Annotated in this window: 20 protein-coding genes; all 20 read right to left on the bottom strand. The window is 67.6% G+C overall.

What is annotated here, in order from left to right; genetic code table 11:
• On the bottom strand, positions 1-295 hold a 295-nt coding region (rpsM, locus tag VLI41_RS09940), incomplete at its 3' end, for a 30S ribosomal protein S13 (protein ID WP_325267918.1).
• 287 nt (positions 296-582) lie between these two features.
• Positions 583-1,155, bottom strand: coding sequence for an adenylate kinase (locus VLI41_RS09935; RefSeq protein ID WP_325267917.1), 573 nt, complete (start codon positions 1,153-1,155; stop codon positions 583-585).
• A 62-nt stretch (positions 1,156-1,217) separates the two neighbouring features.
• Positions 1,218-2,567 carry a preprotein translocase subunit SecY gene (gene secY / locus VLI41_RS09930; protein WP_325267916.1) on the bottom strand — a complete coding sequence of 450 codons (1,350 nt, stop codon included), beginning with the start codon at positions 2,565-2,567 and terminating at the stop codon, positions 1,218-1,220.
• Positions 2,568-2,649: 82 nt separating this feature from the next.
• A complete protein-coding gene (gene rplO / locus VLI41_RS09925; protein WP_325267915.1) occupies positions 2,650-3,138 on the bottom strand; it encodes a 50S ribosomal protein L15 in 489 nt (162 codons plus the stop codon).
• 91 nt (positions 3,139-3,229) lie between these two features.
• A complete protein-coding gene (rpmD, locus tag VLI41_RS09920; protein WP_325267914.1) occupies positions 3,230-3,421 on the bottom strand; it encodes a 50S ribosomal protein L30 in 192 nt (63 codons plus the stop codon).
• Between the two features lie 5 nt (positions 3,422-3,426).
• Positions 3,427-4,017: a 30S ribosomal protein S5 gene (gene rpsE, locus VLI41_RS09915; RefSeq protein ID WP_325267913.1), complete on the bottom strand. Its 591-nt coding sequence runs from the start codon at positions 4,015-4,017 to the stop codon at positions 3,427-3,429.
• Positions 4,018-4,027: 10 nt separating this feature from the next.
• On the bottom strand, positions 4,028-4,399 hold the full coding sequence (gene rplR / locus VLI41_RS09910) for a 50S ribosomal protein L18 (protein ID WP_325267912.1): 372 nt from the start codon (positions 4,397-4,399) through the stop codon (positions 4,028-4,030).
• 2 nt (positions 4,400-4,401) lie between these two features.
• Positions 4,402-4,935, bottom strand: coding sequence for a 50S ribosomal protein L6 (rplF, locus tag VLI41_RS09905; protein ID WP_325267911.1), 534 nt, complete (start codon positions 4,933-4,935; stop codon positions 4,402-4,404).
• 1 nt (position 4,936) lies between these two features.
• Positions 4,937-5,332, bottom strand: coding sequence for a 30S ribosomal protein S8 (gene rpsH / locus VLI41_RS09900; RefSeq protein WP_325267910.1), 396 nt, complete (start codon positions 5,330-5,332; stop codon positions 4,937-4,939).
• 9 nt (positions 5,333-5,341) lie between these two features.
• Positions 5,342-5,647, bottom strand: coding sequence for a 30S ribosomal protein S14 (gene rpsN / locus VLI41_RS09895; RefSeq protein WP_325267909.1), 306 nt, complete (start codon positions 5,645-5,647; stop codon positions 5,342-5,344).
• Between the two features lie 22 nt (positions 5,648-5,669).
• Positions 5,670-6,227 carry a 50S ribosomal protein L5 gene (gene rplE / locus VLI41_RS09890; RefSeq protein ID WP_325267908.1) on the bottom strand — a complete coding sequence of 186 codons (558 nt, stop codon included), beginning with the start codon at positions 6,225-6,227 and terminating at the stop codon, positions 5,670-5,672.
• Positions 6,220-6,534, bottom strand: a complete 315-nt coding sequence (gene rplX, locus VLI41_RS09885) for a 50S ribosomal protein L24 (RefSeq protein WP_325267907.1) — start codon at positions 6,532-6,534, stop codon at positions 6,220-6,222. Before rplX ends, rplE begins: the two co-directional genes overlap by 8 nt.
• Positions 6,534-6,902: a 50S ribosomal protein L14 gene (gene rplN / locus VLI41_RS09880; protein WP_325267906.1), complete on the bottom strand. Its 369-nt coding sequence runs from the start codon at positions 6,900-6,902 to the stop codon at positions 6,534-6,536. Before rplN ends, rplX begins: the two co-directional genes overlap by 1 nt.
• 13 nt (positions 6,903-6,915) lie before the next feature.
• The gene (gene rpsQ / locus VLI41_RS09875) at positions 6,916-7,164 is read right to left on the bottom strand and encodes a 30S ribosomal protein S17 (RefSeq protein WP_325267905.1); all 249 of its coding nucleotides are present in this window, start codon (positions 7,162-7,164) and stop codon (positions 6,916-6,918) included.
• Positions 7,165-7,176: 12 nt separating this feature from the next.
• Positions 7,177-7,368, bottom strand: a complete 192-nt coding sequence (gene rpmC, locus VLI41_RS09870) for a 50S ribosomal protein L29 (protein WP_325267904.1) — start codon at positions 7,366-7,368, stop codon at positions 7,177-7,179.
• Entirely contained in the window at positions 7,368-7,799 is a 432-nt protein-coding gene (rplP, locus tag VLI41_RS09865) for a 50S ribosomal protein L16 (RefSeq protein ID WP_325267903.1), read from the bottom strand. Before rplP ends, rpmC begins: the two co-directional genes overlap by 1 nt.
• A gap of 11 nt (positions 7,800-7,810) precedes the next feature.
• Positions 7,811-8,572, bottom strand: a complete 762-nt coding sequence (rpsC, locus tag VLI41_RS09860) for a 30S ribosomal protein S3 (RefSeq protein WP_325267902.1) — start codon at positions 8,570-8,572, stop codon at positions 7,811-7,813.
• On the bottom strand, positions 8,572-8,952 hold the full coding sequence (rplV, locus tag VLI41_RS09855; RefSeq protein WP_297696355.1) for a 50S ribosomal protein L22: 381 nt from the start codon (positions 8,950-8,952) through the stop codon (positions 8,572-8,574). Before rplV ends, rpsC begins: the two co-directional genes overlap by 1 nt.
• Positions 8,953-8,954: 2 nt before the next feature.
• Entirely contained in the window at positions 8,955-9,233 is a 279-nt protein-coding gene (gene rpsS / locus VLI41_RS09850; protein ID WP_325267901.1) for a 30S ribosomal protein S19, read from the bottom strand.
• A gap of 3 nt (positions 9,234-9,236) precedes the next feature.
• On the bottom strand, positions 9,237-10,071 hold an 835-nt coding region (gene rplB, locus VLI41_RS09845; protein ID WP_325267900.1), incomplete at its 5' end, for a 50S ribosomal protein L2.

Raw genomic sequence — 10,071 nt, 5'->3', positions numbered from 1 at the left:
GGACCGGCAGGCCCTTGCGGTGGCGCAGCCCGCGGTAGCAGGCCAGGTCCATCAGCCGCTTGATATTCACCGCCGTCTCGCGGCGCAGGTCGCCCTCGACGGTGTAGTCGCGATCGATGGCCTCGCGGATGTGCAGGACTTCCTGGTCGGTCAGCTCGTTCACCCGGCGGCCGTCGTCGATGCCGACATTGCTGACGATCTCGCGGGCCTTCGCCGGCCCGATCCCGTGGATGTACTGCAGCGCGATCACGACGCGCTTATTGGTGGGAATGTTGACGCCAGCGATACGGGCCACGTGGGAAGATCTCCTGATCACGCAAGAGAAGCGCGAACGGCGCCCCGGCCCTGCAACCCAAAGGCATAGACCGACGCGTCCTTCGCGCTCTTTCGCGGAAGCGCCTCGTTATAAGGATCGTTGCGCTTCCGTCAATGGCGGAACGATGCATTTATGAACGACAATTGGGCGGCGCAAGGCCCCCTGCCCTGCCCGCGTCGCCACGCCTGCACCGCGCCAATCTCGCGCAGCATGGTTAAGGAAACCATGAACCGGGGTCTGGGCGCAAATGCGGCGCGCCGGGACGCTCACCAGCGGGGCTCCGCGAGCGCCTCGTCGAGCGCGGCGGCCACCTGGTCGATGGAGCCCATGCCGTCGATCTCCAGGAGCTTCTTCTGGTTCTCGTAATAGGGCAGCAGCGGCGCGGTCTGGTCGTTGTAGGCCGAAAGCCTCACCTTGAAGCTTTCGGGATTGTCGTCCGGACGGCCGCTCTCGGCGAAGCGGCCCGCGACCCGTTGCATGAGCGCCTCGTCGTCGACCTTCAGGCGAAGCACCAGATCGATCCGCGAGCCGCGACGCTCCAGCATGATGTCCAGCGCCTGGGCCTGGGCGAGCGTGCGCGGGAAGCCGTCGAAGATTGCGCCGCCCGCCGCGTCCGCCTCGGGCAGCCGCTCTTCGATGAGCGATATGACGATGTCGTCGGACACCAGCTCGCCGCGCTGCATGATGCCGGCCACTCGCTTGCCGAGCTCGGAGCCCGAGGCGATGGCGGCGCGCAGCATGTCGCCGGTGGAGAGCTGGACCATCCGGCGGGTCTCGACCAGCCGCCGGGCTTGCGTGCCCTTGCCCGCCGCCGGCGGGCCGAACAGGATCAGGTTCATGCGCTAACGCCCCTCCATCCGCGGACCCTCTCGCGGGGCCGCGCGAACCCACTGTCTTCAGCCTAGCGGCCGCGCATCCCGCGCAGCTTGGATCGCTTGATCAGGCCCTCGTACTGGTGGGCCAGGAGGTGCGACTGGATCTGGGTCACCGTGTCCATGGTGACGCTGACCACGATCAGCACCGAGGTGCCGCCCATGTAGAAGGGCGCGTTGTAGAAGCCGATCAGGGCCTCGGGCAGCAGGCAGACGATGGCGATGTAGGCGGCGCCGATCACCGTCAGGCGGGTCAGCACATAGTCGAGGTACTCCGCCGTGCGCTTGCCCGGCCGGATGCCGGGCATGAAGCCGCCGTATTTCCGAAGGTTCTCCGCCGTCTCCTCCGGATTGAACACGACCGAGGTGTAGAAGAAGGTGAAGAACACGATCAGCGCGCCGTAGAGCAGCATGAACAGCGGCCGGCCGTGCTGCAGCTGGCCCACCGCGCCCGGCAGCCACTGCGCCCAGGGCGGCAGGTTGGCGGACGCCAGCAAGCCCATGACGGTGGCGGGCAGCAGCAGCAGCGAGGAGGCGAAGATCGGCGGGATCACACCCGAGGTGTTGATCTTCAGCGGCAGGAAGGAGGTGTCGCCGCCGAACATGCGATTGCCGACCTGGCGCTTCGGGTACTGCACCAGCAGCCGCCGCTGGGAGCGCTCGACGAAGACGATGGCCGCGGTCACCGCCACCACGAGAATGCCGATCACCAACAGCGATCCGCCACTCATCGCGCCGGTGCGGGCGAGCGAAAAGGCCTGGCCGAGATAGCGCGGGATCACCGCCACGATGCCGGCGAAGATGATCAGGCTGGTGCCGTTGCCGACGCCGCGGCTGGTGATCTGCTCGCCCAGCCACATCAGGAACATGGTCCCGCCGGTGAGAGTCACCACGGTGGACGCGACGAAGAACAGGCCCGGATGGTCGACCACGCCCTGGCTGGCCTGCAGGCCCATGGCGATGCCGAACGACTGGAACACGGCCAGCACGACCGTCAGATACCGGGTGTACTGGTTGAGCTGCTTGCGGCCGGCCTCGCCGCCTTCCTTGCGCAGCTTCTCCCAGGGCGGATAGACGCTGCCCAGGAGCTGCACGATGATCGAGGCCGAGATGTAGGGCATCACGTTCAGCGCGAAGACCGCCATCCGCGAGACGGCGCCCCCCGAGAACATGTTGACCATGCCCAGGATGCCCTTGGCCTGGCCCTGGAAGGCCTGGGCGAAGGCATTGATGTCGATGCCCGGGATGGGGATCCAGGCGCCCAGGCGATAGACCACCATCGCCACGAGGGTGAACCAGATCCGCTTGTGCAGCTCCGTCGCCTTCTGGAAGGCTTCGAAGTTCATGTTCGCGGCGAGTTGTTCGGCGGCCGAAGCCATCTAGGTTCCTCGGGATCTTCTCAGGTGCTGCTTGAGATAAGGCGCTCGGCGATGAAGCGCGAGACCGGAATCATCGCAGGCGTCAGGCCTGGGGCTCCGCGGCCGCCGCCGCGCGGGTCACCGTGAGCGAGCCGCCCGCCTTCTCGACCGCCGCGCGCGCCGAAGCCGAGGCCCAATAGACGGTGATGTCGAGCTTGGACTTGAGCTCGCCCTTGCCCAGCAGCTTCACGCCGTCCTTCGCCCGGCGCAGCACGCCGGCGGCCAGCAGGGCGGCCGCGTCGATCGGCTGCTTGGCGTCGAGCTTGCCGGCCGCGATCGCCTGCTCGATGCGCCACAGGTTCACTTCCGCGAACGCCTTGCGGAACGGCTTGTTGAAGCCGCGCTTGGGCATGCGCATGTGCAGCGGCATCTGGCCGCCCTCGAAGCCGGCGATGGCGACTCCGGAGCGGGCCTTCTGGCCCTTCACGCCGCGGCCGGCGGTCTTGCCCTTGCCGGAGCCGGGGCCGCGGCCGACGCGCATGCGGGCTTTCGTCGAACCTTCGCGCGGCGACAGTTCGTTGAGCTTGGTCATCTCGTTCGCCTCTCCTTCGGAGATCAATCGCCCGGACGGCGTCCGGACTCGGCTGTGAATTCATCCCTCCCCTTCGGGGGAGGGCTGGATCTTACTCGGTCACCACCTCCACCATGTGGGCGACCTTGGCGATCATGCCGCGCACGGCGGGGGTGTCTTCCAAGGTGGCGGTGCGCCCGAGGCGGTTGAGACCCAGGCCCACGAGCGTGGCGCGCTGGTCCTTCTTGCGGCGGATCGGACTGCCGGTCTGCCGGACGGTGATCTTCCCGGTTTCCTGAGCCATCAGCCTCAAGCCTCCGCGTCCGCCGAGGGCTGGGCCGCAGATGCGCCGTCGGCGCGGCGGCCGATCACGTCGGAGACCTTCTTGCCCCGCTTGGCCGCGACCTGGCGCGGCGAGGCCTGGGCCTTCAGCGCCTCGAAGGTCGCGCGGACCATGTTGTAGGGATTGGAGGAGCCCATCGACTTGCCGACCACGTCCTGCACGCCGAGCGTCTCGAGCACCGCGCGCATGGGCCCCCCGGCGATCACCCCGGTGCCGGGCGGGGCGGCGCGCACCAGCACCTTGCCGGCGCCCCAGCGGCCGTTGCCGTCGTGGTGCAGCGTGCGGCTCTCGCGCAGCGGCACGCGGATCATCGACTTCTTGGCTTCCTCGGTCGCCTTGCGGATCGCTTCCGGCACTTCGCGCGCCTTGCCGTGGCCGAAGCCCACGCGGCCCTTCTGATCGCCGACCACCATCAGGGCGGCGAACGAGAAGCGCCGGCCGCCCTTCACGGTGGCGGCGACGCGGTTGATGTGCACCAGCTTCTCGACGATATCGCTGTCGCGGTCGTCTTCGTTGCGATTGCGACGATCGCCGCGATCTTCGTTCCTGCGAGCCATCGAGGGTTCCTTAGAAGTTCAAGCCGGCTTCGCGCGCGGCGTCCGCCAGCGCCTTCACCCGACCGTGATAGAGATAGCCGCCGCGGTCGAAGACCACGTCCTTCACGCCCTTCTCGATAGCGCGCTGCGCCACCAGGGCGCCGACTCGGGCGGCGGCGTCCTTGTCCGAGCCCTTGGTCTTGCCCTTGGCCTTGGCCTCGCCGGACTCCAGCGAGGACGCCGCCGCGAGCGTGACGCCGCGCTCGTCGTCGATGACCTGGGCGTAGATGTTCTTCGCCGAGCGGAAGACCGACAGCCGTGGACGGCCGCTGGCCATCTTGCGCAGCCGCGTGCGGTTGCGTTGCGCCCGACGCTTGGTTGAATCGCGAGGAGAGAGCGCCATGACTACTTCTTCTTGCCTTCCTTGCGGCGGACCTTCTCGCCGGCGTAGCGGACGCCCTTGCCCTTGTAGGGCTCCGGCGGGCGCACGCGGCGGATGCGGGCTGTGATCTCGCCCACCAGCTGCTTGTCGATGCCGGAGACGCGGATCTCGGTCTGCCGCGGCACCGCGAAGCTGATGCCCGGCGGCGGCTTGATCTCCACGTCGTGGGAGAAGCCCAGCTGCATGGACAGCATCTGGCCCTTCATCGCCGCGCGGTAACCGACGCCCACCAGCTCCAGGGTCTGCTCGTAGCCCTTGGTCACGCCGACCACCATGTTGTTCACCAGGCTGCGCGAGAGGCCCCACATGGCTTGCGCGCGCGCGCCGTCGTTGCGCTTGGCGAGCACGATCTGCTGGTCTTCGAGCCTGGCCTCGATCTCGTCGGCGAGGGTCCAGGCGAGCTGGCCCTTGGGCCCCTTGACCGTCACCGTCTGCCCCTCGACGGTCGCCTGCACGCCGCTCGGGAGCTCCACGGGCTTTTTGCCGATGCGCGACATCTCAGTAGACCCGAGCGAGGACTTCGCCGCCCACGTTCGCCTCGCGGGCGGCGGTGTCGGACATGACGCCCTTCGGCGTCGACAGGATCGAAATCCCGAGCCCGTTCTTCACCGGCTTCAGGTCGTTGATCGACGAATAGACGCGGCGGCCTGGCTTGGAGACGCGGCTGATCTCGATGATCACCGGCTGGCCGTCGAAATACTTCAACTCGATCTCGAATTCGGGGAAGGCGCCGGGCTTCTCCAGGAGGTGGTAGCCGCGGATGTAGCCCTCGTCGAGCAGCACGTCGAGCACCCGGGCGCGCATCTTCGAGGCCGGAGTCGTGAGCTTCGAGCGGCCGCGCTGGGCGGCGTTCTTGATGCGGGCGATCAGATCGCCGATGGGGTCGTTGACCATGGTCCCCTCCTACCAGCTCGACTTGACGAGGCCGGGGATCAGGCCCGCGGCGCCCAGGTCGCGGAGCGAGATGCGGCTCATCTTGAGCTTGCGGTAATAGGCGCGCGGCCGGCCGGTGATCTCGCACCGGTTGCGGATACGGGTCGCCGAGCCGTTGCGCGGCAGCTGCGCCAGCTTCAGGCGGGCGTCGAAACGCTCCTCCAGCGGCAGGGATTCATCGTTGGCGATGTCCTTCAGCAGTTGGCGCTTGGCGGCGTACTGCTGCACCAGCTTCTTGACCCGTTGGTTGCGGTTGACGGCGCTCTTCTTGGCCATGTCTCTTTCTTCCCTCCCGTCCCTAAGCCGTGAACGGGAACTGGAATTCCCGAAGAAGCTCGCGAGCTTCGTCGTCGGTCTTCGCAGTCGTGGTGATGATGATGTCCATGCCCCAGACCTGATCGATCTGGTCGTAGTTGATCTCCGGGAACACGATGTGCTCGCGAAGCCCCATGGCGTAGTTGCCGCGGCCGTCGAAGGAGGTGGGCTTGAGCCCCCGAAAGTCCTTCACGCGCGGCAGGGCGATCGTGATCAGCCGGTCGAGGAACTCGTACATACGGTCCTTGCGCAGCGTCACCTTGGCGCCGATGGTCATGCCCTCGCGGAGCTTGAACGAGGCGATCGACAGGCGCGCCTTGGTCGGCGACGGCTTCTGGCCGGCGATCTTGGCGAGATCGGTCATCGCCGACTGCACCTTCTTGGAATCCGCCACCGCTTCGCCGATCCCCATGTTGATGACGATCTTGTCGATCTTCGGGATCTGCATCTCGTTGGTGTAGCCGAAGCGGTCGCGCAGCGCCTTGCGGATGCGCGCCTTGTATTCGCTCTTCAGCCGCGGTTCGTAAGCGTCGTCAGCCATTGATCACCTCGCCGGTCGTCTTGGCGAACCGCACCTTCTTGTCCCCGTCCAGGCGGAAGCCGACACGGGTCGCCTTGCCCTTGGAATCGACGATGGCGAGGTTCGACACGTGGATCGGCGCTTCCTTGTTCTTGATGCCGCCCTGCGGATCGAGCTGCGTGGGGCGGGTGTGCCGCTGGACCATGTTGACGCCTTCGACGACCGCCCGCTGCGCCTTGGGGAACACCCGCGCAACCGTGCCCTGACGGCCCTTGTCCTTGCCGGTGAGGACCACGACGCGGTCCCCCTTCTTGATCTTCGCGGCCATCACAGCACCTCGGGCGCGAGCGAAATGATCTTCATGTGGTTCTTGGCGCGCAGCTCGCGCGGCACCGGGCCGAAGATGCGCGTGCCGATCGGCTCGCTCTGCTTGTTGACGATGACGGCGGCGTTCTTGTCGAAGCGGATCACCGAGCCGTCCTTGCGCTTGATGCTCTGGCTGGTGCGCACCACGATCGCCTGCAGCACATCGCCCTTCTTCACGCGGCCGCGCGGGATCGCCTCTTTCACCGAGACGACGATCTTGTCGCCCACGCCGGCGTAGCGGCGCTTGGCCCCGCCGAGCACCTTGATGCACATGACCCGGCGGGCGCCGGAATTGTCGGCGACGTCCAGGTTGGTCTGCATCTGGATCATGACTGTCGAGCCTTCAGGCTTGGGCCGCGCCGCCCTTGGGCAGCACTTCCCAGGTTTTGGTCTTCGACTTCGGCGCGCACTCGATGATGCGGGCGACGTCGCCGGCTTTGTAGGCGTTGGCCTCGTCGTGGGCGTGGTACTTCTTCGACCGGCGGACGGTCTTCTTCAGGACCGGATGCAGGAAGGTCCGCTCGACCTTCACCACCACGGTCTTGTCGCCCTTGTCGGAGACGACCAAGCCCTCGAGGATTCGTTTCGGCATCGATCGGTCTCCTTAGGCCTGCGCCTTGCCGCGCAGCACGGTCTTGATGCGCGCGATGTCCTTGCGCACCTGGTCCACGCGGTGGGTCTTCTCGAGCTGGCCGGTCGCCCGTTGGAAGCGCAGGTTGAACTGCTCCTTCTTCAGGCTGGTCAGCTGCTCGCTCAGCTGGTCCGGGGTGAACCCCCGCACTTCGTCGATCTTCATCAGGCGTGCTCCTGGGCGGCGGCGTCGATGCGGGCCACGATCCGGGTCTTCACCGGAAGCTTGGCCGCGCCCAGGCGCAGCGCTTCGCGGGCCACGTCGTCGGGCACGCCGTCCACCTCGAACATGATCCGGCCGGGCTCCACGCGGGCGGCCCAGAACTCCACCGAGCCCTTGCCGGATCCCATCCGGACCTCCGCCGGCTTGCCGGTGACCGGCACGTCCGGGAAGATGCGGATCCACACCCGGCCCTGACGCTTCATCTGGCGGGTGATCGCCCGCCGGGCGGCCTCGATCTGGCGCGCGGTGATCCGCTCCGGCTCCATGGACTTCAGCCCATAGGAGCCGAAGTTCAGCAAGGCGCCGCCCTTGGCCATGCCGGAGATGCGGCCCTTGAACTGCTTGCGGTACTTGGTTTTCTTCGGAGACAGCATCGATCGGGCCCTTACGCGTTCTGCGGCTCGCCGCGGCGCTCGCGGCGCGGACCGCGGTCGGGACGATCGCCCCGTTCGCGCCCGCCGCCCTCGCCCGCCGGCCCGCTCTCGCCGGCCAAGCGCTTGTCGAGCGCCATCGGATCGTGCTCCAGCACCTCGCCCTTGAAGATCCACACCTTCACGCCGATGACGCCGTAGGTCGTCTTGGCCTCGGTGACGCCGTAGTCCACGTCGGCCCGCAGGGTGTGGAGGGGCACCCGGCCCTCGCGGTACCATTCCATCCGCGCGATCTCGGCCCCGCCGAGGCGGCCGGAGACGTTGATCCGCACGCCCTTCGCGCCCAGGCGCATCGCCGACTGGATGGAGCGCTTCATGGCGCGGCGGAAGGCCACCCGACGCTCGAGCTGCTGGGCGATGTTCTCGGCCACCAGCTGGGCGTCCGTCTCGGGCTTTCGCACCTCGATGATGTTGAGGTGGACCTCGCCGTCCGTCATGGCGGCGACGTCCTTGCGCAGCTTGTCGATGTCCGCGCCCTTCTTGCCGATGATCACACCCGGGCGCGCGGCGTAGATCGTGATGCGGCACTTCTTGTGCGGGCGCTCGATCACGATCCGCGACACGCCGGCCTGATAGAGGCGCTTCTTCAGCCAGCGGCGGATCTTGATGTCCTCGTGCAGCAGACGGCCGTAGTCGGCCCCGTCGGCGAACCAGCGGGAATCCCAGGTGCGGTTGATGCCGAGACGCAGCCCGACCGGATTGACTTTCTGACCCATCAGGCGGCCTCACCCAGCTCGCGGACCACGATGGTGATCTCGCTGAACGGCTTCTCGATGCGTGAAGCGCGACCGCGCGCACGGGCGGCGAAACGCTTCATCACCAGGTTCTTGCCCACGAAGGCCTCGGCCACGACCAGGGAGTCGATGTCGAGGTTGTGGTTGTTCTCGGCGTTGGAGATCGCCGAATAGAGCGCCTTGCGCACATCGCGGGCGATGCGCCTGGGGCTGAACTCCAGCTCGTTGAGCGCGCGCTGCACCTTCAGGCCGCGGATCGAGGCGGCCACCAGGTTGAGCTTGCGCGGGCTGGTGCGCAGGGTCCGGACCTTGGCCACGGCCTCGGCGGCGGAGAGCCGGCGCGCTTTGGCTTTCTTGCTCATCCCTATTTCCTCTTGGCCTTCCGGTCGGCGGCATGGCCCGGGAAGTACCGGGTGGGCGCGAACTCGCCGAGCTTCATGCCGACCATGTCCTCGCTGACCAGGACGGGCACGTGCTTCTGGCCGTTGTGGACGCCGAAGGTCAGGCCCACGAACTGGGGCATGATGGTCGAGCGCCGCGACCAGGTCTTGATCACGTCCTTGCGGCCCGAGCCCTGGACGGCCTCGGCCTTCTTGAGCAGGTATCCGTCGATGAACGGACCTTTCCAGACAGAGCGGGTCATGTCTTAGCGAGCCTTCCTGGCGTGACGCGAGCGGATGATGAACTTGTCCGTCGCCTTGTTCGTGCGGGTCTTGCGGCCCTTGGTGGGCTGGCCCCAGGGGGTGACCGGGTGGCGGCCGCCCGAGGTGCGGCCCTCGCCGCCGCCGTGCGGGTGGTCGATGGGGTTCATGGCGACGCCGCGGACGTGCGGGCGCTTGCCCTTCCAGCGGTTGCGGCCGGCCTTGCCGAGCACCTCGTTCATGTGGTCGGGGTTGGAGACAGCGCCCACCGTGGCCATGCAGCTGTCCTGCACCATCCGCAGTTCGCCTGAGTTGAGGCGGATCTGGGCATAGCCCGCATCGCGCCCGACCAACTGGGCGTAGGCCCCGGCGGCGCGCGCCATCTGCCCGCCCTTCTGCGGCTTCAGCTCGATGTTGTGGATGATCGTGCCAATCGGCATGCCGCGAAGCGGCATGGCGTTGCCGGGCTTCACGTCCGTCTTCTCCGCGGCCATCACCTCGTCGCCCACCCGCAGGCGCTGCGGCGCCAGGATATAGGCGAGCTCGCCGTCGGCGTACTTGATGAGCGCGATGAAGGCCGTCCGGTTGGGGTCGTACTCCAGGCGCTCCACGCGGCCGGGCACGCCCAGCTTGCGCCGCTTGAAGTCCACCACCCGATAGAGCCGCTTGGCGCCGCCGCCGCGGAAGCGCACGGCGATCCGCCCGCCGCCGCCCCGCCCGCCGGACTTGGTCAGCCCTTCGACGAGGGACTTCTCCGGCCGTCCCTTGTGCAGCTCGGACTTGTCGACCAGCACCAGCCCCCGGCGGGACGGCGAGGTCGGATTGAATTGCTTCAAGGCC

Source organism: Phenylobacterium sp., from assembly GCF_035475775.1.
Classification (GTDB): domain Bacteria; phylum Pseudomonadota; class Alphaproteobacteria; order Caulobacterales; family Caulobacteraceae; genus Phenylobacterium.
Note: the sequence above shows the minus strand (reverse complement) of the source record. Positions and strands in the feature narration are given on the sequence as shown.